23 protein-coding genes and 1 tRNA gene are annotated in these 25,376 nt (G+C 37.6%); 17 read left to right on the top strand and 7 right to left on the bottom strand.

All coding sequences use genetic code 11. The annotated features are described in order from the left end of the window. Positions 1 to 8: 8 nt before the first annotated feature. A complete protein-coding gene (locus FJR45_RS11135; RefSeq protein ID WP_226966519.1) occupies positions 9 to 1,190 on the bottom strand; it encodes an ISAs1 family transposase in 1,182 nt (393 codons plus the stop codon). Positions 1,191 to 1,608: 418 nt separating this feature from the next. Here FJR45_RS11135 and purD point away from each other — a divergent pair, with 418 nt between their 5' ends. The 7 genes from purD (at position 1,609) to FJR45_RS11100 (ending at position 9,060) form a co-directional block, all read left to right on the top strand. Beyond that, the gene (purD, locus tag FJR45_RS11130) at positions 1,609 to 2,874 is read left to right on the top strand and encodes a phosphoribosylamine--glycine ligase (protein ID WP_193150592.1); all 1,266 of its coding nucleotides are present in this window, start codon (positions 1,609 to 1,611) and stop codon (positions 2,872 to 2,874) included. Between the two features lie 11 nt (positions 2,875 to 2,885). Next, a complete protein-coding gene (locus FJR45_RS11125) occupies positions 2,886 to 3,335 on the top strand; it encodes an RDD family protein (RefSeq protein WP_193150591.1) in 450 nt (149 codons plus the stop codon). Then, positions 3,328 to 5,520, top strand: coding sequence for an LPS-assembly protein LptD (locus FJR45_RS11120; RefSeq protein WP_193150590.1), 2,193 nt, complete (start codon positions 3,328 to 3,330; stop codon positions 5,518 to 5,520). The genes FJR45_RS11125 and FJR45_RS11120 overlap by 8 nt, the downstream gene beginning before the upstream one ends. 11 nt (positions 5,521 to 5,531) lie before the next feature. Then, positions 5,532 to 6,200 (top strand): phosphoribosyltransferase, encoded by a 669-nt coding sequence (locus tag FJR45_RS11115; RefSeq protein WP_193150589.1) that lies wholly within the window; start codon positions 5,532 to 5,534, stop codon positions 6,198 to 6,200. Beyond that, positions 6,197 to 8,377 (top strand): polyribonucleotide nucleotidyltransferase, encoded by a 2,181-nt coding sequence (locus tag FJR45_RS11110; RefSeq protein WP_193150588.1) that lies wholly within the window; start codon positions 6,197 to 6,199, stop codon positions 8,375 to 8,377. Before FJR45_RS11115 ends, FJR45_RS11110 begins: the two co-directional genes overlap by 4 nt. A gap of 141 nt (positions 8,378 to 8,518) precedes the next feature. Then, on the top strand, positions 8,519 to 8,833 hold the full coding sequence (locus FJR45_RS11105) for a F0F1 ATP synthase subunit C (protein ID WP_151899443.1): 315 nt from the start codon (positions 8,519 to 8,521) through the stop codon (positions 8,831 to 8,833). 143 nt (positions 8,834 to 8,976) lie between these two features. Beyond that, positions 8,977 to 9,060: transfer RNA gene (locus FJR45_RS11100), tRNA-Leu, on the top strand. A gap of 85 nt (positions 9,061 to 9,145) precedes the next feature. Here the strand turns inward: FJR45_RS11100 and FJR45_RS11095 are convergent. Both FJR45_RS11095 and FJR45_RS11090 read right to left on the bottom strand, forming a co-directional pair. Then, positions 9,146 to 10,798 carry an EAL domain-containing response regulator gene (locus FJR45_RS11095; protein ID WP_193150587.1) on the bottom strand — a complete coding sequence of 551 codons (1,653 nt, stop codon included), beginning with the start codon at positions 10,796 to 10,798 and terminating at the stop codon, positions 9,146 to 9,148. Positions 10,799 to 10,899: 101 nt separating this feature from the next. Next, entirely contained in the window at positions 10,900 to 12,576 is a 1,677-nt protein-coding gene (locus FJR45_RS11090; RefSeq protein ID WP_193150586.1) for a two-component system response regulator, read from the bottom strand. A gap of 247 nt (positions 12,577 to 12,823) precedes the next feature. Here FJR45_RS11090 and FJR45_RS11085 point away from each other — a divergent pair, with 247 nt between their 5' ends. Continuing rightward, positions 12,824 to 14,188, top strand: a complete 1,365-nt coding sequence (locus FJR45_RS11085; protein ID WP_193150409.1) for an IS4 family transposase — start codon at positions 12,824 to 12,826, stop codon at positions 14,186 to 14,188. Between the two features lie 304 nt (positions 14,189 to 14,492). On the opposite strand, the gene FJR45_RS11080 is transcribed toward FJR45_RS11085, so the two are convergent. The 4 genes from FJR45_RS11080 to modA are packed head-to-tail and all read right to left on the bottom strand — an operon-like array spanning position 14,493 to position 17,153. Next, the gene (locus FJR45_RS11080; protein ID WP_193150585.1) at positions 14,493 to 15,347 is read right to left on the bottom strand and encodes an ABC transporter ATP-binding protein; all 855 of its coding nucleotides are present in this window, start codon (positions 15,345 to 15,347) and stop codon (positions 14,493 to 14,495) included. Then, positions 15,344 to 16,015: a molybdate ABC transporter permease subunit gene (gene modB, locus FJR45_RS11075; RefSeq protein WP_193150584.1), complete on the bottom strand. Its 672-nt coding sequence runs from the start codon at positions 16,013 to 16,015 to the stop codon at positions 15,344 to 15,346. The genes FJR45_RS11080 and modB overlap by 4 nt, the downstream gene beginning before the upstream one ends. Further along, positions 16,012 to 16,410: a TOBE domain-containing protein gene (locus FJR45_RS11070; RefSeq protein ID WP_193150583.1), complete on the bottom strand. Its 399-nt coding sequence runs from the start codon at positions 16,408 to 16,410 to the stop codon at positions 16,012 to 16,014. Before FJR45_RS11070 ends, modB begins: the two co-directional genes overlap by 4 nt. Further along, positions 16,407 to 17,153, bottom strand: coding sequence for a molybdate ABC transporter substrate-binding protein (gene modA, locus FJR45_RS11065; protein WP_193150582.1), 747 nt, complete (start codon positions 17,151 to 17,153; stop codon positions 16,407 to 16,409). The genes FJR45_RS11070 and modA overlap by 4 nt, the downstream gene beginning before the upstream one ends. 134 nt (positions 17,154 to 17,287) lie before the next feature. On the opposite strand from modA, the gene FJR45_RS11060 reads away from it, so the two are divergent. The 9 genes from FJR45_RS11060 (at position 17,288) to FJR45_RS11020 (ending at position 25,376) form a co-directional block, all read left to right on the top strand. Continuing rightward, positions 17,288 to 18,469: an ISAs1 family transposase gene (locus tag FJR45_RS11060; RefSeq protein ID WP_226966524.1), complete on the top strand. Its 1,182-nt coding sequence runs from the start codon at positions 17,288 to 17,290 to the stop codon at positions 18,467 to 18,469. Positions 18,470 to 18,589: 120 nt separating this feature from the next. After that, entirely contained in the window at positions 18,590 to 19,012 is a 423-nt protein-coding gene (gene rplM, locus FJR45_RS11055; protein ID WP_151899450.1) for a 50S ribosomal protein L13, read from the top strand. A gap of 8 nt (positions 19,013 to 19,020) precedes the next feature. Then, complete coding sequence (gene rpsI / locus FJR45_RS11050; protein ID WP_193150581.1) at positions 19,021 to 19,413, top strand: 30S ribosomal protein S9; 393 nt, start codon at positions 19,021 to 19,023, stop codon at positions 19,411 to 19,413. Positions 19,414 to 19,547: 134 nt separating this feature from the next. Next, a complete protein-coding gene (locus tag FJR45_RS11045) occupies positions 19,548 to 20,903 on the top strand; it encodes a YdgA family protein (RefSeq protein ID WP_193150580.1) in 1,356 nt (451 codons plus the stop codon). Further along, on the top strand, positions 20,903 to 22,420 hold the full coding sequence (locus tag FJR45_RS11040) for a peptide-binding protein (protein ID WP_193150579.1): 1,518 nt from the start codon (positions 20,903 to 20,905) through the stop codon (positions 22,418 to 22,420). Before FJR45_RS11045 ends, FJR45_RS11040 begins: the two co-directional genes overlap by 1 nt. A gap of 1 nt (position 22,421) precedes the next feature. After that, positions 22,422 to 23,075: an HAD family hydrolase gene (locus tag FJR45_RS11035; RefSeq protein ID WP_193150578.1), complete on the top strand. Its 654-nt coding sequence runs from the start codon at positions 22,422 to 22,424 to the stop codon at positions 23,073 to 23,075. Positions 23,076 to 23,188: 113 nt separating this feature from the next. After that, complete coding sequence (locus tag FJR45_RS11030; RefSeq protein ID WP_193150577.1) at positions 23,189 to 23,746, top strand: pyruvate flavodoxin oxidoreductase subunit gamma; 558 nt, start codon at positions 23,189 to 23,191, stop codon at positions 23,744 to 23,746. A gap of 10 nt (positions 23,747 to 23,756) precedes the next feature. Then, positions 23,757 to 24,152, top strand: coding sequence for a 4Fe-4S dicluster-binding protein (locus tag FJR45_RS11025; RefSeq protein ID WP_193150576.1), 396 nt, complete (start codon positions 23,757 to 23,759; stop codon positions 24,150 to 24,152). Continuing rightward, entirely contained in the window at positions 24,153 to 25,376 is a 1,224-nt protein-coding gene (locus FJR45_RS11020; RefSeq protein ID WP_193150575.1) for a 2-oxoacid:ferredoxin oxidoreductase subunit alpha, read from the top strand.

Here is a 25,376-nt window from a genome sequence, read left to right as displayed (position 1 = left end):
AACAAATCTTAATCAATATAGTTTGATTCAATCAATTGAACACTAAAATCATCACGATAAAGAGCATTTCTTTTAATATCTGCCATTGTAGTTTTACCGGTTAGGAGTACCTTTTTATCTTTGTTCTCATTTAAAAACAACTGATAAAGATTAACAGTAAAACTTCTAAGAATAGCTATAGAGAAAGGCTCTTTATATGCTATATGGTCATCTTCTTCAGTAAGCATATCTAAGTGATAGTGATATGTTTCCACTCTCCAATGTTGCAGTATCTTTTGAAGAAACTCTTTTGCAGTTGTTTTAAAGTTAGCCATTAAATATTGAGTTGAAATTGTAACTTCACCAGTCTGTGCATTTGTTAATGTTTTCGTCACTTTAATGAGTGATTGAATATTTTGAAAGTTCTCATGATACATAACTAAATCAGCACTTTTATTTTGAAAAACTTCTACTTTTCGAGAGACTCTTTTGTTGTTTTCAGTTAAATAGCTATCTTCATCATCAACTCTATCTGTAGGCTGATTAAACTCTTCTATGGTCTTTATAGCTTTCTCTTTGAGGTGTTTCTGGTTATCTTTGAGTTTTGCTATATATCTGTTACCTTGCTCATCAATAGTGTTGAGAATCTCTGATTGAGTAAGCAGTGCATCAAAGGAAAATATCTGTCCTTCATTGCTAAAAATATTATCGTTTAAAACCTCTTTGAGTGCAGTAATTTCGCTACTCTTATTTTTATCTAAAAACTTGTGAGCAAACACTATTTTTATATCTTTATCCAAGATATTTAGTATTGCTTTATGTCTTTCCTGTGTGTATTGACCATTCACGTCGCTACCTCTCAGCCACTTCCCGTCAATAGCAATATTTTCTTGTGCAATGAATGGAAAAAAGAACTCTCTAAATACTTTTTCCAAAGCATTATTATCTGTGTTTATCAATAAACGATGATATGTTGATTTGGAAGGAATCGTTATCTCTTCTTTATCAAAAATCTCTTTGAGTATTGCATTGTCTTTGTTATATATCATCCATGAAAATATATCCTTAAAAGTTGTATTTCCTTTGATAAGTGCAAAAAGTGTCATGAAAAGAACTTCGTGCAATGGATATTCTATCTTCCCTGTATCTACTCTATAGTCTGGGATACTTTTTAGCGATTCAAGTAAGGCTTTTGTGCGTGTTAATTTGATGGTAAACTCCTTGTTTTAGGAGTCTAAGCAATATTTCTTCCAGTTCTTTTGAATCTATTGATTAAGATTTATTTTATTTTTCGTGGGATTTACCTATATTTAGAGGTATCCTAAAATAAAAACAAGCATATTTTTAGTATAATTATTCTGTTAATCTGAGTAGTTCGTGTCAGCACATATATGCGGGTTCTACATATTCACAACGTGAACCAGTAGGGTTGTTGTGTGTCGGTGGTTTCGCTTGAGGTATGTTGACTCTGCCGATGAAATTGCCGCCGTTAGACAACCCTCTCTTCACCCAAATTCGGCTTTTAGAACCAAGCCAATAGTGCGACGGCTGCTCGGGTTAATGCAAAAAAATTTATTTGTTTTATTACGGTGAGACAAATAAATTTTTTAACAACTTATGGAGATACAAATGAAAATATTGATATTGGGGAGCGGTGGACGAGAGTACTCTATTGCCCGTGCTATAAAAAATGAAGAAGCAGAACATGAGCTTTTTTTTCAGCCTGGAAACGGTGCAACAAACAATCTGGGAACAAATCTCGATATCAAAGATTACAATGATTTGGCAGCATTTGCTAAAGAAAATGAGATTGATTTGACTATAGTAGGTCCTGAAGCGCCTTTGGTGGATGGTGTTGTTGATATATTTAAGGCAGAGGGATTGACAATTTTCGGACCAGGCAAAGAAGCCGCACAGCTTGAGGGTTCAAAGGTTTATATGAAAAACTTTTTGGCAAAATATGACATTCCTACAGCAAAATACATAGAGAGCGATTCGATTGAAGAGCTGTTTGCGTTTACAAACAGACTGCAGACACCGATCGTTGTAAAAGCAGATGGTCTGTGTGGAGGAAAGGGTGTTATTATTGCACAATCCCATGATGAGGCAAAAAAAGCAATTTCTGAAATGCTCAGCGGAAAAAGTTTTGGTGATGCGGGTAAAAAAGTAATCGTGGAAGAGTTTTTAGACGGATATGAACTTTCTATGTTTGCAGTATGTGACGGGAAAGATTATATTTTACTTCCGGCTGCACAGGACCATAAACGCCTGCTTGACGGCGACAAAGGTCCAAATACAGGGGGAATGGGTGCCTATGCCCCGACTCCGCTTGTAGATGAAGCACTGTACCAAAAAGTACGAGAGCGTATTATCCGTCCGACGCTTGAGGGAATGCAAAAAGAGGGTGCCCCTTTTGAGGGTGTGCTTTTTATCGGTATTATGGTGGTAAACGGTGAGCCGGTTACTCTGGAGTTTAATGTACGTTTTGGAGATCCTGAATGTGAAATTCTTATGCCGTTAATGACCTCAAGTGTCTCTGACATGTTTTACAAAGCGGCAACAAAGCGTTTGGGCGAGATCAAAGTAGAATTTTCAGACCAGTATGCTGTCGGTGTGGTTATGGCGAGTGAAAATTATCCCTACGGACCATCAACACCTGCTGAAATTATTTTGGATGATGTCAAGCATAAAGAAATAGAAGAAAATACACATATCTCTTTTGCCGGTGTTACAATGGAGGACGGGAAACTCTACGCAACGGGTGGACGTGTCCTGGTATGTGTCGGTTTGGGTGAGAGTATCAAAGAGGCCCGTGACAGAGCCTACATGAGATGTGGACAGGTTCATTTTGCAGGAAAAAAACTTCGTACAGATATCGCCTACCAAGCTCTTTAGGAATTTGAATTTTGAATGAAGAGATTGAAAAACTTCTTAACCGAGAACATTTACAGCTCGCCTCTGTTAAAAAAAGGGCAATGGCATTTTTTATAGATGAAATGCTTCTCTCTTTTTTGCTTATTATCGCAATGTCTGATTCATTTGCCAATGCACAGACGGTTGAAGATATTATTATTCTGACAAATACCTATGTTATGCAGTATATTGCGATGAAAATAGTCTATCAGACTTTTTTTGTAATGCAGTACGGGGCTACTCTGGGGAAACTGGCAATGAAAATAAAGGTTATTGATATACGCACATTGGACAATCCGAACTTTGCAGTGGCCCTTAACAGAGCAGTTTTCAGGATTATAAGTGAAATGATTTTTTATCTTGGTTTTGTATGGGGGATGTTTGATCCGCAGCGCCAGGCATGGCATGATAAAACCGCAAAAACTTTGGTGATAGATGCTTAAATATTTTCTTTTTTTCCTGCTTGCCTGTATGAGCATTCTGACTGCAGATGACAAGATTGAAATATACGCATCCTCTGTCAAATCAAAAAACAATATTGTGTATGCGGACGGAGGAGTCACTGTTGTTTACAAAGATTATTTTTTAACTGCCCAAAGAGCGGTGTATAATCAAAAGACGCAAGATTTGGAACTCTTTACAAAGGTACGGCTCAATCATAACAAAAAGTACAAGATACTCGGAAAATATGCAAAACTCAATTTGGCAAAAAAAGAGCGGTATTTTAAACCGCTTTATCTGCTTGAGAACAAATCTGATGTCTGGATCAGTGCAAATGAGGGTGAATCAAAAGGGGTATTTCTGGATATCACTTCAGGTTCAGTCAGTGGATGTGACCCTGTAGACCCTTTATGGACAATGGAGTTTTCCTCATCAGACTACAATACAGATTCCAAATGGATTAATTTATACAACGCACGGCTTTATATTTATGATATCCCGGTATTTTACACGCCATATTTCGGTTATTCTTTAGATACAACACGAAGAACTGGGCTTCTCAAACCATCATTTGGCATATCTTCAACTGAAGGATTTTATTATGAACAGCCGATTTACATTGCCGAACAAAACTGGTGGGATTTGGAAATCAATCCACAAATCAGAACCACAAGAGGAAAGGGACTCTATACTACTTTCAGGTTTGTGGATTCTGCTGTTTCACACGGAGAATTCAAAGCAGGATATTTTAAAGAAAACGAGGACTATTATTTAAGATATAATCTGCAAAACCAATCCCATTACGGATTTAATTTTAAGTATGACAATACAAATCCTCTGAATCAATGGCTTGGACTGGACTTGCCGGGACAGTCCGGCATATATGCAGATATTAACCATATGAATGATGTTGACTACATTAACCTTGCGCAAAACAACAATGCCCTGCAGCAGGCAACCGCAACACAGGTACTCTCAAGAGTAAACATTTTTTACAATACAAACGACAACTATATAGGCACCTATTTTAAATATTATGAAGATTTGACACTCCAGACAAATGACAATACACTGCAAAAACTTCCAACCGTTCAATACCATCATTATGTAGATACTTTTTTTAAAGATCATATGCTGTACTCATTTGATGTGCAGAGTAATAATATTCAAAGAATCATAAACAAAAAAGTAATTCAAACAGATGTAAACCTGCCTGTAACACTTCAGACGCCATTGTTTGGTGAATATATCAATCTTTCATACAAGGCAAATCTGTATCTGCAGCATTCTCAATTTAGCGGACATGAACAAAATCCAATTCCTGGTTTTGAATATCATGACGGTTTTTATGCAAGTAACTACCATACTGTTGCTGTTTCAACACAGTTGACAAAGGGATACGAAAACTTTAGTCATGTTGTAGGACTGGAAGTGCGTTATAACGCAAAAGGCTGGAGTAAAAAAGATGGTTTTTATCAGGATAATATGGAGTACTGTTCAGATTTTACAAATAAGGCAGATCCAAATTATGCACAAAGATGTGAGTTTTATAATATAGCAACAATTGAGAATGATACACAGATAAACTTTCAGCAATATTTTTATGACAGTTCTGCACGGGAGATTGCTTATCACAGACTCTCCCAAAACATCTCTTACGAAAATACAAAAGAACGGTATGGAGATTTGGAAAATGAGCTCGACTATAAAATAACAAGTTTTTTGTCCTATTACAATAACATGTTTTATAATTATAAAGAAAAGAAGTTTTCAAAGATTTTGAATCAGGTGTCATTCAACAGGTATGGCGTGAAAATTGCACTCTCACATTTGTATAAAAATACTTTTTTGCCAAAAACAGCCACCTATACACCCTATACAAGTTATCTCACATCAAATATAAAATATACTTACAACAAACACTATTCCTACAATACAAGCTATAATTATGATTTAGAATCAAAAGAGAGAAAAAGTTTCTCTTTCGGATTTTTGTACACAAAGCGATGTTGGGATTTTGGAGTGCAGTATACCGAAAACAACAGACCTGTTTTGACTACAGTCGGGAGTACAAGTTCCTCTGTGTATGACAGGTTTATATACTTGACTGTTGTATTGAAACCTTTAATGAAAGCAAATGCCGGCAGCTCTTTTTTATCGTATAAATTGCCGGATGATACAAAATAGGATGCAAAAAGATGCAAAAGTATAAGCATATTTTACAAGACAGAGAAGATGCAGCACAAAAGCTTCGTGATATACTGCCTATGCAAAAATTAAAAGAAGAAGCGTGGAATATTGTTGCAGTGTCAAAAGGCGGACTTGAATTGGCTTCACTGATAAAAGGCAAGTTGAAAAACAACCTGGAAATTCTTTTTTCAGAAGCAATTATGGCACCAAACAATCCTGAATGTGAAGTTGCCAGAGTCAGTGAAACAGAGGAGATTGTTCTTAATGAAGAGTTGATTAATGCCTTTGGAATACAGTATGATTATATCTACGGAGAAGCTCATAGAAAGCATGAAGAAGATATACTTAGCTATATATACAAGTATCGCAAAGGAAGACCGTTTCCTCCTATGAAAAACAAGATTGTTTTACTTGTAGATGAGGGAAGTGAGACAGGAAGCAAGTTTATGACTGCACTCAAAACAGTTTTGGCCCAGAAACCAAAAGCAGTTTATATTGCCAGTCCTGTACTGCCAAGAGATGTTTTGGAGTTGTTAGAAACATTCGTAGATGATATATTTTTTCTGTATGACATAGATGATTATGTAGAAACATCATTATATTATAAGAATTTAACAATAATGGACGATGAAGAAATAGAAGAAATACTCAGTAAAGATTTAAAGGATAACAGATGACGTATGATGTAAAATTAGAATTAGAAAACAGAGTGGAAGAATACTCCTTTGGTGATGTTGCCAAACAGGCAAACGGTTCGGCATGGCTTAAATCAGGTAAAACTGTAATACTTGCGACAGTAGTGATTGATGAGACTGAAATTGTCAAAGACGATTTTTTGCCTCTGACTGTACAGTATATAGAAAAAACATATGCAGCCGGAAAAATTCCGGGAGGATTTTTTAAACGTGAAACAAAGCCGAGTGATTTTGAGACCCTGACATCACGAATAGTGGACAGAAGTCTGCGTCCCCTGTTTCCAAAAGGATTCGGGCACCCGACACAAATTACCATTATGGTATTTTCGGCAGATGCAGAGTCTGATATGCAGGTCCTTGCTCTTAATGCCGCTTCGGCTGCACTTTTTACTTCGGACATAGATATAAACAGCAGTGTATGTGCGGTTCGCGCAGCAAAAGTAGACGGGGAGCTTGTATTGAATCCAACACTCTCACAGCTGAAGAACTCTACACTGGATTTGTACCTTTCAGGAACGAAGAAAGATTTACTGATGATAGAGATGCGTTCTATCGGCAGTGAAAAGGTTGAGGTTGAAGAGACCTACGAGCCGATGCTTGACCCGATGATGGACCCGAGTCTCGGTACAATAGTGGTAGATACACATGTATCCAATGCAATGCCTGAAGATGAACTGATAGAAGTGCTTGATAAAACAGAAAAAATTCTTTTTGCTTCAAATGTTGAATATGAAGTGGCCTTTGGACCGTACCAAAAAGAGATAAAACCTCTGGAACTCAAAACAGACGGTTTAAATGAAGAGATGGTGGCTTTTGTGAAAGAACGTCATATGCAAGATATCATAGATGCTATGAATCAAATGGCAAAATCCGAGCGTTCAACTGCTTTGCGAAACCTGAGAAAAAGAATTCTTACCAATAATCTGGAATGGGATGAGCTTGAGCTCAAAGCAGCCATAGAAGCAGTCAAAAAAGAACAGGTACGTGCACAGATACTCAATGAGAAAGTAAGAGCCGACGGACGTACTCTGACAGAAATACGCCCTATCAGTATTGACACAAATGTATTGCCTGCTGCGCATGCCTCTTGTCTTTTCACCCGTGGACAGACACAGGCTCTTGTTGTTTTAACAATGGGCGGACCAAAAGATGCACAAATGTTTGAAGGCTTGACAGATTCGGGCACCCAAAATGAAAACTTTATGGTGCATTATAACTTTCCGGGATTTTCGGTAGGGGAAGCTTCTCCTGTTATGGGAACAAAAAGACGTGAACTCGGACACGGAAATTTAGCAAAACGTGCGCTTGAGCCGATACTCAACCTTGATGGACAGACAGTGCGTCTGGTGTCTGAAATACTGGAGTCAAACGGTTCTTCTTCAATGGCAACTGTGTGTGGCGGGTATCTCGCGCTTAAAGCTGCAGGGCTTGAGACAAGTGATACGGTTGCAGGTATTGCCATGGGTATGATAAGTGATGGAGAGCGTTATGCCATTCTTTCTGACATTATGGGTCTTGAAGATCATGATGGAGATATGGATTTCAAGGTTACCGGTTCAAAAGAGGGCATTACCGCTATGCAGATGGATATCAAACTCGGTGGTGTAAGTCTGAACATTTTAAAAGAAGCACTGTATCAGGCAAAAGAGGGACGTGCGCATATTATTGATATTATGCTTGATGCAGAGGCTAAAATAGAATTTAATGACGGTGTACTCCCTGTTACAGAATTTTTTCATATTGATCCGGGATTTATCGGTGAAATTATAGGTCAGGCAGGAAAGACAATCCGTGAAATGATTGAAAAATTTGAAGTGGCGATAGATATAGATAAAAAAGAGGGAAAAGTTAAAATTACCGGTAAAAACAAAAATGGTGTAGAGGGAGCAAAAGAGCATATTCAAAAAATTGTCAATGCACCGAAAAAAGAAAAAATAAAATATGAAGTAGGCGGAAAATACGAAGGGACTGTGAAAAAAATCGTTGACTTTGGTGCTTTTATAGAGTTGCCTGACGGAACAGACGGCCTGTTGCACATATCCAAACTTTCAAAAGACAAACGTGTGGACAATGTAAGCGATATTTTAAGCGAAGGCGATAAAGTGAAGGTGGAAATTTTAGAATTTAAAGGAAATAAAATATCTTTAGGTCTTGCATAAGAGAATATTTAGCAAAACTTTCATATAATGCGCTTATCAATTTCTAGTAGGGAAATCTGGGCATTTATGTTTAGGTTGCTTCATTACATATAATGAGGTTACGCTATCCGAACGGATTGTAATTATTTCAAGGAATATATTATGAAAAAAATTCTTTTTCTTTTAGTAGCTTTTTCTGCTGCTGCATTCGCAAATGACGGTGAGGTTGCCAACCAAACTCTTAAAGCATACTCAATGATCGCTGCCGGTCTCGGTCTTGGTCTTGCTGCATTAGGTGGAGCTATCGGTATGGGTCACACTGCTGCTGCAACTATCGCTGGTACTGCACGTAACCCAGGTCTTGGTGCTAAACTTATGACTACAATGTTCATCGCTCTTGCAATGATCGAAGCACAGGTTATTTATGCATTGGTAATTGCGTTAATCGCACTTTATGCTAACCCGTATTTAGGATAATCTTTAAAGATTACTAAATATACCTCAGACTTGACTCTTTACGAGTCAGGTCACTTTTATACCACACAAATGCGCAGGTGGTGGAACGGTAGACACGCAACGTTGAGGTGGGTGTGATAACTGTTAAAAATAGCATAATATAAGCGCAGGTGGTGGAACGGTAGACACGCAACGTTGAGGTCGTTGTGCCTTCGGGTGTGGGGGTTCAAATCCCCCTCTGCGCACCATAATCCCCTATTTAACAAACTTTCAAAACGATATTTAAAAACTGGTACCATTTGAGTGTTAGTATGACCTGGAAGTTCACTGCCATTAAGACAGTTCAGGTTTAGGTTCCGATATCTCATAACCCTGGGCATAATCTATACCCATTTTTTTTACATAGTTATAAACTTCCAAGGAACAGACAAATTCGGCAATTACAGGAATATTTTTCTGGTGAGCATAGTCGAGTATTGTTTTTGCAGTGATTTGAGAGTTTTTGTCTGCAACGATATTTTTTATAAATACCCCGTCTATTTTTATAAAATCAATTTTTAGGTTGTTGAGTTGTCCGAAATTTGAACATTCTGCACCGAAATCATCAATGGCTAGTTTACACCCGAGATCATGCAAAATATTAAGCGTTTTTTGAATCTCTTTGTGTTTTGCGATACTGTTGTTTTCCAAAATTTCAAAGGTCAGTCGTTCCGGACTGATGCTGTATTTTTCGATATTTTTTTTCACAACTGCCATAAACTGCGGATGTTTCAAGTCATAGTCACTGATGTTGACAGTAAAATTATAAACACTGGTCTGAATTTTTTTACAGGCCTCTTCAAGGATTATTTTAAATATTTCAAAGAGCTGTCCGCTGTAGCGGGCGGCATCCAAAAAATGGTAGGGAGAATAGATTTCACCCTCATACTCTATGCGGACCAGACTTTCATATTTTTCAATTTTATCTGTTTTAAGATTTTTTATAGGCTGAAAATAGGTAAGAATCCTATGCTCACTCAGGGCATCCCGGATTCTTCCTGTCCACAGGGAATTTGAATGAATGGTTCGAAGAATTGTCAAGTCATCACTGTATTTCTTCAGGTTGTTCTTTCCATACAGACGGGCCTCTTTTAAGGCAAATTCTGCTTTTTGTATAATGTTTCCATAGTCATCAAGTACCACGCCGATACTGGCAGTCAGGTGTATTTTAATACCGTTGATGGAGAAAAGATGGTTGTAGATGTCATCTTTTACTTTTGTAATTCTCTGCTCGGTTGTGAGCGTGTCCCCCTGTGTATAGAGCATGGCAAAAACATCTGCTTCAAGGTGAAAAATCTGGGCATCCTGTGTATATTTTTCCAATAAAAATCGGGAAAAAGCCCGCAGAACCTTGTCTCCAAAATCAAATCCGTTGTGGTTGTTAATAACACTGAAATCATCAATATTGATAAGGATGAGAGATTTCTTTCCTGTACTGCTGAGATTTTCAGAGAGTTTGAGCCGATTTGGCAGTTTTGTCACCTCGTTTGTAGTCATCTTCGTGTAAATTTCATCTTTTTTGTCTTGGATATCTTTAAACTGCTGGTACTGTTTGATGGCTGCGCGTACAGTCAGAAAGAATTTTTGAGACTCTATGCAGGCGCGTGATCTGTAGTCATTTATATCATAATGCTCAAGAATTTCATCAGTTGGAACAGCTGAGTCTACACTGTCTATAATGACTATGCGCATAGTAGTACTGATTTGTGCCCGAATGTAGTTGATTAACTGCAGTCCGCCGCTCAGCTTTTCTATATTGATATCTATAAAGGCAACAGCGATATCTTTATTGTCTTGAATGATTTTTCGTGCTTCTTCTGCGTTGTGTGCATGGAGTACTTTGAGTTTTTTATGGAAAATGACGGCATCTCCCAACTTTTCCTTTAAAATATCGTGGACAAAAGCATCATTGCCAACCAGTAGTATTTCCCAAAATTTTGTAGACATTATGAACTCCATGCGTTAGTAACTATTATATATCGCTGCTCATAAAACTTTTATTAATCAATTAAATGAGGATTGTCAGAAGGAAAGGCTTTTTGTCTGTACTAAGGAGACAAGGAGTCTGATTCCTGTAACTCAGGTTTCGGTTCTGCTATTTCATACCCCTGCACATATTCTACACCCAAAGCTTTTACATAATCATACACTTCTTTGGAACAGACATACTCGGCAATCACCGGAATGCCTTTTTTGTGGGCAAAGTCAATAATAGTGGTAGTAACTATCTGAGAGTTTTCATCTGTTACGATATTTTTGATGTAGGCTCCGTCAATTTTAATAAAATCTATGGGCAGGTTGTTCAGCTGTCCAAAGTTTGAACACTGGGCACCAAAGTCATCTATGGCAAGACGGAAGCCTTCTGTATGGAGTTCATTTAAAAGTGCCTGAATGTTTTTATTGTGGGCAATACTGTCATTTTCGAGAATTTCAAATGTTATTCTGGAGTGTGGCAGATTGTACTTTTTGAGTATTCTTTTTGCTGTTTGCAAAAAATCAGGGTACTGCATATCATACTGGCTGATATTTACCGTAAAAAAGCAAGTGCTTTGGGTGGCTTTTTTACAGGCCTCTTCAAGGACAAACTGAAATATTTTAAATATCTGCCCGCTGTAGAGTGCCGCATCCAAAAAATGAAAAGGAGAGTAGATTTCATTCTCGTATTCAAGTCTGACAAGGGCTTCGTATTTAATGATTTTACCGGTTTTTACTTCCAAAATAGGCTGAAAATAGGTATGCATTTTATGGTTGTGCAGGGCATCGCGTACTCGTGTGCTCCATAATGAATTGGTATGAATTGTCCGGAGTATGTTTAAATTATCTGTATATTTTTGAATACTGTTCTTGCCGTAACGGCGTGCCTCTTTGAGGGCAAACTCCGCTTTTTGGATGATATTGCCCCGTTCATAGAGTGCAATCCCTATGCTTGCGGTAAGGCGTGTTTTTATATCGTTGACGGTAAAAATATATTTTGCAATATCGTCTTTGATGCGTAAAATATTCTCTTCGGTTGTTTCATTTTCGAGTTTAACACACAAGAGTGCGAAATTATCGGAATGCAGATGAAAAACCTGGGCATATCTGCCGTATTTTTTCTCCAGAAATTTTGCAAAAGCACGCAGTACTTCATTGCCGAAGTCAAATCCGTTATGTTCATTGATGAGACTGAAGTCATCTATATTGATGAGTATAAGAGATTTTTCTCCCATTGTGTCGAGATATTCTGAGAGTTTGATTCTGTTTGGCAGATTGGTGACATTATTGGTTGTCATTTTCTTGTAGATTTCATCTCTGCTGGATTTTATCTCTTTGTACTGCTCGTACTGTTTGAGGGCAGTTCTGACAATCAGATAGAATTTGTCACTCAGTATCTCTGCTCTCTCTTTGTACCCGTTAATATCATAAAAATCAAAAATTTTATTTGCAGGAACAGGGGAGTTTCCGCTGTCTATCATAATGATTCTTAAGTTTGTATTGTGCAAAACATTTCTTATGTGTTCTACAAGCTTCAGCCCAGCATCTGGTGTTTCCATAGATATGTCTATAAAAGCGATTGAAGTATCGGAGTTGTCTTTTAAGAGTTCTTTGGCTTCTTGAGCATTATGTGCATGGAGGATTTTTACAGGTTTGTTTTGAATTGAAATATTTTGCAGTTCTTTTTTGATCACATTATGCACAGCAACATCATCATCAACGACTAAAATTTCCCAATATTTTTCAGACATCATTATACTTCCTAATCTTGATTGAATATAGCTTAGCATATATATAATTAATATTTATTTATAATAAACGGGGGGGGGTCAACGCCATTAAGTTAAGCAATGAGAAGAACTAAAAAATAGCTTGAAGTTTTAAAAAAAACTATAAAAAACATTTTGTAAAATCTTTACAAACCACTTAATATAGGGATTTCAAAGCTATCTGAAAGTGTTATTTGAGTATAATATATTTATATATTAAGGGTTGGTTATGTTAAAAAAAACTATCGAAATTTCGGGAGTTTTTAAAGACAAAAAAAGAGAAGAATCTTTCCAGATGAAACATAAAATTGGAATAAATTCTTTTACAAGGGATAGAAAGCTAGGGTTTGCTAAAATTATGACTATGATGATTAAAAAGAGTAATAAATCTTTACAAAACAGCATTAATGATACACAACTTGCTTTAGGTGAAGATGTCACTATCTCTAATAGTGCATATACGCAAGCACGAGCGAAACTTAACTATACAGCATTTGAAGAGTTTGCACAGATGGCAGCTGAAATCTTTTACAAAGATGGAGATTATGAAACCTATAAAGGATATAGAATCTTAGCTGTAGATGGTTCTATTGTAACACTTCCAAATACAGAGGATGTAAAAAAAGAGTTTAATCCTATGAAGGTTAAATGTCAGATAAAAGATTATGCTAAAGATGTCTCTCAAGCACGAGTATCTTGCCTCTTTGATGTGCTTAATAATATTGCACTTGATTCTTGTATTGAGAATAAAAATAGTAGTCAAATAAATGAGCTTATAGCTTATGATGAGCGAACTCTAGCGATGAATCACTTTGAGTATTGTAAAGAGGATGATTTAGTGCTTATGGATAGAGGTTATCCATCATTTGAACTCTTTGCAGTTGCTTATAATAAAACAAAAATAGTTTGTCGTATTAGAACAAATAGCTTCTCAAAAGCTAAGTTTCTTTTTGCTCCACATAGTGAAAAAAAAGATGTGATACTTGAGATAAATGCTCCTAAAATCATAAGAGATGATCTAAAAAGTCTGAATTTACCTACAAAGTTAAAAATACGATTTGTACAGGTAATTTTAGATAACGGTACTGTAGAAGTGTTGGCAACAAATGTACTTGATAGAGAAGTACTTAAAACATCAGAGTTTAAAGAGTTATACTCTCTTAGATGGGGAATTGAGACATACTTTGATTTGATAAAAAATAGACTCTCTTTAGAAAACTTTACAGGTCAAAGTGCATTATCAGTAAAACAAGATTTCTTTGCAACTATCTTTTTGACAAACTATGAATCTGCCATGACATACGACATAAACCAAGACCTAAAAGAGAAAACCAAAGAGAATAAATATATCCAAAAAGTAAATAAAGCAGTCTCTTTTAATATCATCAAACATAAGGTATTTGACCTTTTTTATTTGGATGAACCAATAGAAGATATGCTTGAGCAGATGGAGAAACTTTTTCTGACAAATACAATAGTAATTCGACCAAATAGGAAATCAAAACCACGGCTGGATAAAGATATACAAAAGTCCACCATAGCCACCAATTCGATAAATTATCTTAAAATGAAGAAGAAAAATGTTGGAAACTAATCAGCAGGAAGTTCGTAAATTAGGTGGTTGTAGGCTTAACTTAATGGCGTTGCGGGGGGGGGTAGAATTATTAATATTGTGTAATAACCGCTACTTTCTATGCTAAAGCGTGACTTGTGAGAAAAACTAAATTTTTTGCTGTAATTTAGGTTTTAGGCTTTACAGACGCAAAGCCGGCACTGAAGTACCGGTTCCGAAAAACTGTCCAACTCAACAAAATTAATATTGAAATATGGGCTTTTTGAAAAAACAAATTCGGAACCGGTACTTCAGTGCCGGCTGGTGTTTGCACTGCAGAAAAATTCTAGTTTTGTGTGAGAGTCGGAGCAAAAGCCTTTGTACTGAGTCTGATACTTTGTCCGATTTGGAGATTTTTGGCTTCTGCGGAGCTGACGACAACCTCGACGAGTTGCTGTCCTATAGCTACAATGGCAATGTAGATGACATCTGCTTTTTTAATATCGAGCAGTTCTCCCTCAAAAGAAAACTTTTGGCTGCCCTGTGTTTTGAGTAAAACCTCTTTTGGTGCGCCGTCATTGATAATTTTTCCGTTTTGTAACATTATGACACGAGAGGCAAGGCGGTATATTTCGCTCGGGTCATGACTGACCATAATGGATGTCGTGCCAAACTCTTTATGCAGCACAAGCAGTTCGTTTTGCAGTTTTGTCCGCATGGCGGGGTCAAGTGCAGAGAGTGGTTCGTCAAGCAGTAATATTTTTGGTTTTTTCATCAAGGCACGGCAGATGCTGACTCTTTGTTTTTGGCCGCCGCTGAGGCTGTTTGGATAGCGTTCTTTGAGACTGGAGAGTTCGGTGAGTCCTAAAAGATGCTCGGCTAATTTTTTGTCATTGTTGACAAAAAGCAGATTTTTTTCTACACTCATATTTTCAAAAAGGGCATAATCCTGAAAGACAAAACCAATTTCTCTTTGTTGCACTGGAAGTGATCTGTTTTTTTGCAACCAAAATGTGTTATGTACTTTTATCTTCCCTTGTGCTTCTTCGAGTCCTGCGAGGATGCGAAGCAGTGTTGTTTTTCCGCTGCCGCTTTTTCCTCCAAGTGCTACAAATTCGCCCTCTTTTATGCTAAGCTTTACATGTAAAGGCATAATGCCCTCGGCTCCGTGGAGTGTTTTTGTGACATCTATATGTATCATAATCCAAACCTTCTGTTGTGTCTGGCATTGAAGATGTAAACGCTCAGAAGCACTATAAAAGAGATGCCCACCATTATGGCGCTGTAGATATGTGCGGCAGTGTAGTCCATATTTTCCACCATTTCATAAATGGCAACAGAGGCTACCTTTGTCTCACCCGGTATGCTGCCGCCTACCATCAAGACAACGCCGAACTCTCCGACCGTGTGGGCAAAAGTGACAATGACGGCAGTCAGTACCGCCGGTTTCATATTTGGCAGGGCGACAAAAAACAGCGTTTGGAGTTTGCTTTTACCGGCAATGTAACTGGCATCAAGTATATTTTTGTTAAGACTCTCAAAACCGTTTTGCAGAGGCTGGACCATAAAGGGCAAAGAATAAAAACAGCTTGCCACAACAAGCCCTGTAAAAGAAAAAACAAGTTTGACACCAAAAGTCTCTTCAAAAAAGTGACCGATTGGGGAACTGTATGCAAATGCCCAAAGCAGATAAAATCCCAAAACAGAAGGGGGCAATACAATAGGCAGAGCAGTGAGGGCTTCTAAAAAAGGTTTTGTTCGTGATTTTGTCTGCGAGAGAAACCAGGCAAGCGGCAGGGCAATACAAAAGAGTATAAAAGCTGTCAAAGCTGCAAGTTTGAAGGAGAGTATAAAGGGCTCAAAACTCATGAGAGTATCTCCTTGAGTGACAGATCACTTGATTTTATCAGAGCGATGACAGATTCCCCTACATGTAACTGCATTCTTTTCAAAGAATCACTTGTGATGATGGATTCTAAAATATCGTCATGAAATTGTAACACTACAACAGACAAGAGCTCTCCGACTTCAATGGAGTGTACCATTACATGTAACTGGTTTGCATGGCTCAACTCTCCCTGGAGATTTTTTGCGATGGCGATGGCTGTGGGTTTACATGTAAGGAGAACTTCTGTGTTGCGTGTGAGTGCTTTTGGTAATTCAAGGCTCATCATACCCAGAGTGCTCTCATTACATGTAAAGTGTACTACATGTAAGTTTTGTACTGTTTGGATTGCTGCTACTTTTGCTGTAATTGTACTCATTGTACACTGTATCCGTAGGCTTTGAAAATCTCTTTTGCCTGTTGTGAGAGTAAAAAGGTGTAAAAAGATTGTGCGTCTGCATTGTCTGTGGCATGCTTGAGCAAAACTATGCCCTGTGCAATAGGTGTGTAGAGTTTAGGATCGACATCTTTAAAATTGACAGCTTCTTTATACTGTTTCATTTTGGGAGAAAAGAGTGCAGACTTGGCGATAAAGCCCAAATCAGCTGCCGTAACTGCATAGGCAACAGTCTGTCCGACAGACTCTCCGTAAATCAGTTTCTTTTTGATTTTACTGTATAAAGAGGCATTTTGCAGTGCCTGACGCGCTGCTATTCCGTAAGGTGCGGTTTGCGGATTGGCTATGGCTATAGTTTTGATGTTTTTGTCAAGAACCAGCGCAATTCCCTGAGAAAAGTCTCTTTTTTTTGTGCTAAAAAGAGCAAGCGCGCCCCGGGCATACACAATAGGTTTACTCAGAGCAAAGCCTTTTTCGTATAATTTTTTTGGATAGGCCATATTTGCAGAGAGAAAAATGTCATAAGGTGCGCCGTGCATTATCTGTGCTGTGAGTTTTCCACTGCTGCCGATGGTCATTTGTATTTTTGTTTGCGGATGTGTTTTTTGAAACTCTTTTATCAACTGAGGAAGGGCATAGCTGACATTTGCCGCAGTTGCAATGTTGAGAGTGCCTGCCAAAACAGTTGTAAAGGAGAATAAAAGTATAATAAGATAATTTTTCATTCCAAGATTATAGCAGAGAAACCCTAATCGACAAAGCTTAGGTAAATCCCACGAAAAATAAAATAAATCTTAATCAATAGATTCAAAAGAACTGGAAGAAATATTGCTTAGACTCCTAAAACAAGGAGTTTACCATCAAATTAACACGCACAAAAGCCTTACTTGAATCGCTAAAAAGTATCCCAGACTATAGAGTAGATACAGGGAAGATAGAATATTCATTGCACGAAGTTCTTTTCATGACACTTTTTGCACTTATCAAAGGAAATACAACTTTTAAGGATATATTTTCATGGATGATATATAACAAAGACAATGCAATACTCAAAGAGATTTTTGATAAAGAAGAGATAACGATTCCTTCCAAATCAACATATCATCGTTTATTGATAAACACAGATAATAATGCTTTGGAAAAAGTATTTAGAGAGTTCTTTTTTCCATTCATTGCACAAGAAAATATTGCTATTGACGGGAAGTGGCTGAGAGGTAGCGACGTGAATGGTCAATACACACAGGAAAGACATAAAGCAATACTAAATATCTTGGATAAAGATATAAAAATAGTGTTTGCTCACAAGTTTTTAGATAAAAATAAGAGTAGCGAAATTACTGCACTCAAAGAGGTTTTAAACGATAATATTTTTAGCAATGAAGGACAGATATTTTCCTTTGATGCACTGCTTACTCAATCAGAGATTCTCAACACTATTGATGAGCAAGGTAACAGATATATAGCAAAACTCAAAGATAACCAGAAACACCTCAAAGAGAAAGCTATAAAGACCATAGAAGAGTTTAATCAGCCTACAGATAGAGTTGATGATGAAGATAGCTATTTAACTGAAAACAACAAAAGAGTCTCTCGAAAAGTAGAAGTTTTTCAAAATAAAAGTGCTGATTTAGTTATGTATCATGAGAACTTTCAAAATATTCAATCACTCATTAAAGTGACGAAAACATTAACAAATGCACAGACTGGTGAAGTTACAATTTCAACTCAATATTTAATGGCTAACTTTAAAACAACTGCAAAAGAGTTTCTTCAAAAGATACTGCAACATTGGAGAGTGGAAACATATCACTATCACTTAGATATGCTTACTGAAGAAGATGACCATATAGCATATAAAGAGCCTTTCTCTATAGCTATTCTTAGAAGTTTTACTGTTAATCTTTATCAGTTGTTTTTAAATGAGAACAAAGATAAAAAGGTACTCCTAACCGGTAAAACTACAATGGCAGATATTAAAAGAAATGCTCTTTATCGTGATGATTTTAGTGTTCAATTGATTGAATCAAACTATATTGATTAAGATTTGTTTTATTTTTCGTGGGATTTACCTAGACAAAGCTTATAAATGACTTAAATTCAGTTGTTTATAAGTTTATGTAGTTATACTTCCATCAAATAAAATTACTTGAAGGGTTCGAGAATGAAATTTACAAAAATTGCAACTCCTGAACAAATCGATCAAAAATGGGTTTTGATTGATGCTGAGGGTAAAACATTTGGTCGTATGATCACTGAAGTAGCTACTATACTTCGTGGAAAAAACAAACCATGTTTTACTCCTAATATAGACTGTGGTGACTATGTAGTTATCATCAATGCTTCTAAGGCAAAATTTAACGGTCTTGGAAAAATAGCAAATAAAGAATATTTTTCTCACTCTGGGTACTTCGGTAGCACTAAGAGTGTTAAAATGACTGAGCTTTTAGAAAAGAACCCTGAGAAACTATATAAATTAGCAACTCGCGGTATGCTTCCTAAAACTAAGCTTGGTGCTAAAATGCTGAAAAAATTAAAAATTTATGCAGGTGCTGAGCATCCTCACACTGCACAAATAGCTAAGTAAGGATTATTATGGCAACAAAAATTTATGCAACAGGTCGTCGTAAAGCGTCTATAGCAAAAGTATGGTTAACTCCTGGAACAGGAAAAATTACTATCAATGGTCTTTCATTAGATGCGTGGTTAGGTGGACTTGAAGCGAAAAAACTTCGTGTAAAGCAACCACTCGTTCTTACAAAACAAGACTCGAATGTAGATATCGTGGCAACTACTCTTGGTGGTGGTTTCGGTGGTCAAGCAGATGCACTTCGTCACGGAATTTCTCGTGCTTTGGTAGCATATAATCCTGAACTCAAAACAGTACTCAAACCTGAAGGTATGATGACTCGTGATTCACGCGTTGTAGAGCGTAAGAAACCAGGTAAGCGTAAAGCTCGTCGTTCTCGCCAGTTCTCTAAACGTTAATTCGTTTCTTTTATCAATGCTTTTTGCATTGGTAAAATTCTTTTTTATCTCCTCTTTGCAAAGTAAGTGCCTGACTGGAATAAATTAACTCTATTAGTATATAATGTCTGTTCCATAAAAAAGCAGGTATTTCTATGAAAAAAACAACACTCATTCTAACACTCATTACTCTACTCATAATTTTTCTTTTTCCGTTTTTCGGCAACAGTTTCATGCAAAAACTTATAGATGAAAATATTCAGGTTTTGCAGTCACAGGGTCTGGTACTTAAAAAGAGCACAAAAGAGACCGGTTATCTTAACACAAAACAGCATTTTGAATTTGTTTTGCAAGATACACAGGCACTGCAAAACTATTTACGTTCTTACACAAAATCAGCAGTGCCGCCGGCTGTAGAGAAAATTTTTCAAGGTGCGACAATAGGCGCAGATGTCGCCTACAGCAATATCCCCTTTTCAAAGGCTGTGACTGTAGAGGTGTATCCTTTGCAGCTTGTAAATACGCTTATGCAGGAGATGAAAAAAAACAATCCACAGGCCTACAGATATTTCAGTGACTTTCTTGATGCAAAAGGGCTTTTGTATCATGTAGAGTACAATGTGCTCAGTAATGATTTTAACGGCTTTGTCAAAGATATAGATGCAAATTACAGTGTGAAGAAGAATGCAAATATGCGTATGCAGTTAGAAGGTGCCAGGTTCAGCGGAGAGGGAAACATTTTTGCAGCACAAAAGCTGACTTTTCATATACAGACAATGAAACTTGCTTTGGAAGATGCTGCAAATGCACTCTCTTTTGAGATAAATAATTTGCAAAACAGGAGTGAATTTACATCTTTTTCCCACTATACAACAGATACTAAAGTATTTCAAATCAGGTTTTTGATGAAAAATTCTCAGGATGATATCAATATATCTCTTGATAATGCGGATATGGCTTCCTCTGCTTCTGAAAAAGATGACAAAGTGGTATTGCATTCCAAAAGCTTCATAGATACTTTGGTATTTCACACAAATAAATTAGACTTTTCTCTTAAAGCATTGAACAGCGATATCTCTATTGAGGATTTGGACAAACAAAGCTATGAAAAGTTTTCGCAGTTACTCGCACAGTCAAAGCAGATAAGGCAGCAGGTCTTGCTTGCAATGCTTGCACACGGTTTACATGTAAAGGTGTCGGACCTCTCTTTTGAAAATATAACACTCAACAGCATTGAAGAACTTGGCAGTATGAAAATTCAAAGTGATTTGAAAATAGCACAGGACAAAGATTTTTCCAAAAAACTCAAGATGTCGCCTCTGTTGCTTTTGGAAAATGAAGAGATGAATATGAAGATAAGAATGGCAAAGGCTCTTTATCTCAAAATGATAGAAGATACTCCTGCGGCAGCGGTGATTGTATCCTATGCAAAAGAGGATGCGCAGAGTGTCTATTTTGACATAGTGTTTAAAGACAGTAAACTTACGGTAAATGGTAAAGTTGTACAGTAATGGCAAAGACGTTTTTTTTTCTTTTTATTTCCTTGGGTTTTTTCTTAGGTACTCTTAACGGAGCCACCCTGCATCTGGCCACATCTTCAAATCCTTCAAGGCTCAATCCTGTATTGGCGACAGATTCCTCTTCCTCGGAAATAAGCTCTTTTATATTTAACGGGCTTGTCAAATATGACAAAGATTCCAAAGAGATTATAGGGGATTTGGCAGAGAAGTTTTATTTTAAAGACAGACAGACACTTGTTTTTGAACTCAAAAAAAATGTTTTGTGGCATGACGGCAAAAAATTCACTGCCAAGGATGTGCTCTTTACCTATAAGACACTCTTCTCAGATAAAATAGTTTCGCCTTACAGTTCAGATTTTCGTTTTGTCAAAAGTGTCAGGATTATCAATGACTACAAGGTAGAAGTACGATATACAAAACCCTACTTTAAAGCACTTGAGACATGGATGATGGGGATACTCCCCGAACATATTCTAAAAAACGAAAAAAACCTGATGAACGCCTCTTTTAATACACATCCGACAGGTACAGGTCCCTATAGACTGACACGTCTTGAATACTCAAAAAACATAGAGCTTTCTGCTTTTGATGCGTATTTTGAGGGCAGACCAAAGATAGATACTGTTTCTTTTCATGTTATCGGTGATGCAATGACAAGATTTTTGATGCTTAAATCAGGACAACTCGATATCGGAAGTGTAGAGCCTTTCGTTTATGAAAGACAGCTTACACAGAAATTTTTTGAAAACTTTAATATATATGAAAAAATCACTCTCTCCTATACATATCTCGGGTTTAATCTGCGAAAAAAGAAGTTTCAAAATCCCAAAGTCAGACGTGCACTCTCTTTGGCGATTGACAGACAGGAACTCATCGACATTCTTTTTTTAAAACATGCAAAGGTCTGCACGGGTCCTTTTTTGCCAGGAACCATTGCCTTTAATCCTGATGTTAAAGCGCCGACGCAAAATATTGGGGAGGCAAAAAGACTTTTAAAAGAGGCAGGGTATGATGCAGACCATCCCTTTACTTTTGAGATAGCCACTTCAAATGCCAGCTCCATTCGTCCGTATGCGGCAGAAATACTGCAGTATCAGCTCCAAAAAGCCGGTGTAATTGTCAAGCTGAGAGTCATGGAATGGCAGGCTTTTTTAAATATGGTGGTTTTTCCGCATAAATTTGACACGGTTCTTTTGGGCTGGGGACTCTCGCCTACACCCGACCCCTATATGTTCTGGCACTCAAAAAGTGACAAACCGGGCGGTTTTAACCTTGTAGGTTATCACAACAGTGAAATAGACGCAATGATAGAAAAATCACAGGCGACGATTGAGAGAAAAAAACTGGGACGGCTGTGGAGAAAGATGTTTAAAATCATTGCAGATGACAATCCTTATCTTTTTTTGTATATTCCAAATGCCATTACGGCTGTGAACAAAAAGATAAAGCATATAGAACCGGCACAAAGCGGTATATGGCACAACTACATACAATGGGAGAAAAACTGACGTGATAATATTATTTGACTTGGACGGTACACTTATAGACTCTACAGAGGCAATTTTGGAGAGTTTTCACAACTCCTTTGCAGTGCACGGCTTCTCTGTACCCGATGATGCACAGATAAAGGCACTTATCGGACATCCTTTGGATGTAATGTACAGAGAACTCGGGGTGGATGAAGCACTTGTTTTGGACTTTGTCACTACCTATAAAGAGCATTACAGAGAAATCTCTACACAAAAAACAAAACTCCTGCCAAATGCCAAAGAGGCCGTAGAAGCGGCAGCCGCATTTGCATCTTTGGGAATAGTGACAACAAAAACAGGAAAATACTCCCGGATTTTAATGGAACACTTCGGATTAATGGATAAATTTGAGGTCCTTGTCGGCAGAGAACATGTGCAAAATCCCAAACCGCATGCGGAACCGATTTTAAAAGCTCTGCAGAGTTTTGATACAAAAAACAAAGAGATATGGATGATCGGAGATACACAGATGGATCTCTTGTCGGCAAAAAATGCCGGTGTCAATTCCATTGGTGTTTTAAGCGGATATGAAGAGGAAAAAAGTTTAAAAAAGTTTTCTGAAATTATATTTAATGATTCTTTGGATGCAATCTGTTACCTGAAAAGTAGAAAAACCGCATATTTTACAGTATAAGTTAATCTTAATCATATTATCAAGCTAACTTTAAGTGGCTCTGTTCTAAAATTGAGCTTAAGAATTAAAAAAAATTGTTAAAGATAAGTTTCTTGAAAATTGAAGGAGAATTTATGCTAGAGATTAGATGGCATAGTCGTGCCGGCCAAGGTGCTGTTACAGGTGCCAAGGGTTTGGCAGACGTTATTTCTACAACTGGTAAACATGTACAGGCATTTGCGTTTTACGGTTCTGCAAAACGTGGAGCTGCGATGACAGCATATAATCGTGTGGATGACAAAGTAATTATGAATCATGAAAAATATATGGAACCTGATTATGTTTTTGTTATAGATCCTGCCTTGGTATACACAACAGATGTGACGGTAAACGGGAAAGATGATACAAAATACATCATCACAACACATATGAGTACAGAAGAACTTGTCGCCTCTGTGCCAAAACTTGAAGGCAAAAATGTTTACACGGTTGACTGTATTAAAATTGCACAAGAAACGATTGGACGTCCTATTCCTAATACACCGATGCTTGGTGCTTTTATGAAGATATCGGGTATGTATGATATTGAATTCTTTAAAGAGAATATGATGAGAATATTAGATAAACTGCCTAAGAAAATTGTTGATGCAAATATGATCGCCATACAGCGCGCATATGACGAAGTAAAGTAAGGAGCTATAGATGGCAAATACAGGTTGGGACGAATTTGAAATCGGAGCGATGCTTCGTACGTTTGATGGTGCAGTAGAAGATATTGCGGGTACACTCCAAGAAGACCGCCCATACTCACAAAACAGCTCTTTTTCTGCAAGTGTTGCTGACTGGAGAATTGAAAAACCGGTTTTTAATAAGGATTTTTGTATTGATTGCCAATTTTGCTGGGTCTACTGCCCGGATATTTCAATTATTTCAAGAGATAAAAAAATGATAGGAATAGATATGGATCACTGTAAAGGGTGTGCAATCTGTGTTGAGGTTTGTCCGACAAATCCGAAATCACTTTTAATGTTCCCGGAACAAGCAGACGAAGAGACAGAGATTGCTAATTGGCCGGCAAAAGAAGAAGAGGAGAAATAGATGGCATTTGATAAAATGGAATTAAGAGATATTGAAGTATGGGATGGAAACTTTGCAGCTGCACAGGCAATGAGACAGTGTCAGATTGATGTTGTTTCCGCATACCCGATTACGCCGTCAACTCCTATAGTTGAGGGATATGCAAAATTTTTGGCAGATAACTATGTCGAGGGTGAATTTGTAATGGTTGAGTCTGAACATGCCGCAATGTCTGGATGTATCGGTGCTGCAGCGGCTGGCGGACGTGTTGCTACTGCAACATCTTCACAGGGTTTTGCTTTAATGGTTGAAACACTTTACCAGGCTTCTGGTATGCGTTTGCCGATTGTTTTAAATGTTGTAAACCGTGCATTGGCTGCACCGTTGAACGTAAATGGTGATCATTCGGATATGTATCTTGGACGCGACTGCGGTTGGATACAGCTTGATGCATACTGTCCTCAGGATGCGTATGACTTGAACTTTATCGCTTTTAAAGTGGCGGAAGATCATGATGTAAGACTTCCATGTATGGTACATCAGGACGGTTTTATGACTTCACATACTGCACAAGGGGTTCATACTTTAGATGATGATACAGCCTATAGTTTTGTAGGTGATTTCAAACCTATGAACGATATGCTTGATTTTGAACATCCGGTAACACACGGGGTACAAACAGAAGAAGACTGGCATTTTGAGCATAAAGCGCGTCAACACCATGACCTTATGACAAAAGTAATGCCAAAGATTCAAGCAGCCTTTGATGCGTTCGAGAAACTCTCAGGCAGAAAATATAATATCGTTGAAAAATATGATATGGATGATGCGGATGTTGCCGTGGTTTGCATGGGTACTTCAGTGGAAACTGCTCGTGAAGTGGCAACAGAGATGAGAGAAAAGGGTATCAAAGCCGGTGTTGTCGGACTTCGCGTTGTTCGACCGTTCCCGTTTTTTGAAATTCAAGAAGCGCTTAAAGATGTAAAAGCGATAGCAGCACTTGACCGTTCGTCTCCAAACGGAGCGCCGGGTATGCTTTTTAATGAAATTGCGGGTGCACTCTTTAACACAGATACAAAAGCCTTGCTTTCGGGTTACATTTATGGTCTAGGCGGGAGAGATTTGACAAAAAGACATCTCACAGACCTGTATACTGAACTGCAGGCAAATGCTGATGCTGGCAAGGTGCTTACTCCATTACAACAATTTATCGGTGTTCGTGGACCGAAATTACAATTTTTATAG

It is taken from the genome of Sulfurimonas sediminis (genome assembly GCF_014905115.1).
Taxonomy (GTDB): Bacteria; Campylobacterota; Campylobacteria; order Campylobacterales; family Sulfurimonadaceae; genus Sulfurimonas; species Sulfurimonas sediminis.
The sequence above is the reverse complement of the archived record's forward strand: the minus strand, read 5'-3'. Positions and strand labels throughout refer to the sequence as shown.

Bases quoted from the DNA above. Each gene is read 5' to 3' on its own strand.
- FJR45_RS11020 (WP_193150575.1), top strand. From the start codon at position 24,153: ATGGCATTTGATAAAATGGAATTAAGAGATATTGAAGTATGGGATGGA.
- modB (WP_193150584.1), bottom strand. From the start codon at position 16,015: ATGAGTTTTGAGCCCTTTATACTCTCCTTCAAACTTGCAGCTTTGACA.
- FJR45_RS11025 (WP_193150576.1), top strand. From the start codon at position 23,757: ATGGCAAATACAGGTTGGGACGAATTTGAAATCGGAGCGATGCTTCGT.
- FJR45_RS11120 (WP_193150590.1), top strand. From the start codon at position 3,328: ATGCTTAAATATTTTCTTTTTTTCCTGCTTGCCTGTATGAGCATTCTG.
- FJR45_RS11105 (WP_151899443.1), top strand. From the start codon at position 8,519: ATGAAAAAAATTCTTTTTCTTTTAGTAGCTTTTTCTGCTGCTGCATTC.
- FJR45_RS11040 (WP_193150579.1), top strand. From the start codon at position 20,903: ATGGCAAAGACGTTTTTTTTTCTTTTTATTTCCTTGGGTTTTTTCTTA.
- FJR45_RS11080 (WP_193150585.1), bottom strand. From the start codon at position 15,347: ATGATACATATAGATGTCACAAAAACACTCCACGGAGCCGAGGGCATT.
- FJR45_RS11095 (WP_193150587.1), bottom strand. From the start codon at position 10,798: ATGTCTACAAAATTTTGGGAAATACTACTGGTTGGCAATGATGCTTTT.
- FJR45_RS11090 (WP_193150586.1), bottom strand. From the start codon at position 12,576: ATGTCTGAAAAATATTGGGAAATTTTAGTCGTTGATGATGATGTTGCT.
- FJR45_RS11110 (WP_193150588.1), top strand. From the start codon at position 6,197: ATGACGTATGATGTAAAATTAGAATTAGAAAACAGAGTGGAAGAATAC.
- FJR45_RS11070 (WP_193150583.1), bottom strand. From the start codon at position 16,410: ATGAGTACAATTACAGCAAAAGTAGCAGCAATCCAAACAGTACAAAAC.
- FJR45_RS11085 (WP_193150409.1), top strand. From the start codon at position 12,824: ATGTTAAAAAAAACTATCGAAATTTCGGGAGTTTTTAAAGACAAAAAA.
- FJR45_RS11030 (WP_193150577.1), top strand. From the start codon at position 23,189: ATGCTAGAGATTAGATGGCATAGTCGTGCCGGCCAAGGTGCTGTTACA.
- rplM (WP_151899450.1), top strand. From the start codon at position 18,590: ATGAAATTTACAAAAATTGCAACTCCTGAACAAATCGATCAAAAATGG.
- purD (WP_193150592.1), top strand. From the start codon at position 1,609: ATGAAAATATTGATATTGGGGAGCGGTGGACGAGAGTACTCTATTGCC.
- modA (WP_193150582.1), bottom strand. From the start codon at position 17,153: ATGAAAAATTATCTTATTATACTTTTATTCTCCTTTACAACTGTTTTG.
- FJR45_RS11045 (WP_193150580.1), top strand. From the start codon at position 19,548: ATGAAAAAAACAACACTCATTCTAACACTCATTACTCTACTCATAATT.
- rpsI (WP_193150581.1), top strand. From the start codon at position 19,021: ATGGCAACAAAAATTTATGCAACAGGTCGTCGTAAAGCGTCTATAGCA.
- FJR45_RS11115 (WP_193150589.1), top strand. From the start codon at position 5,532: ATGCAAAAGTATAAGCATATTTTACAAGACAGAGAAGATGCAGCACAA.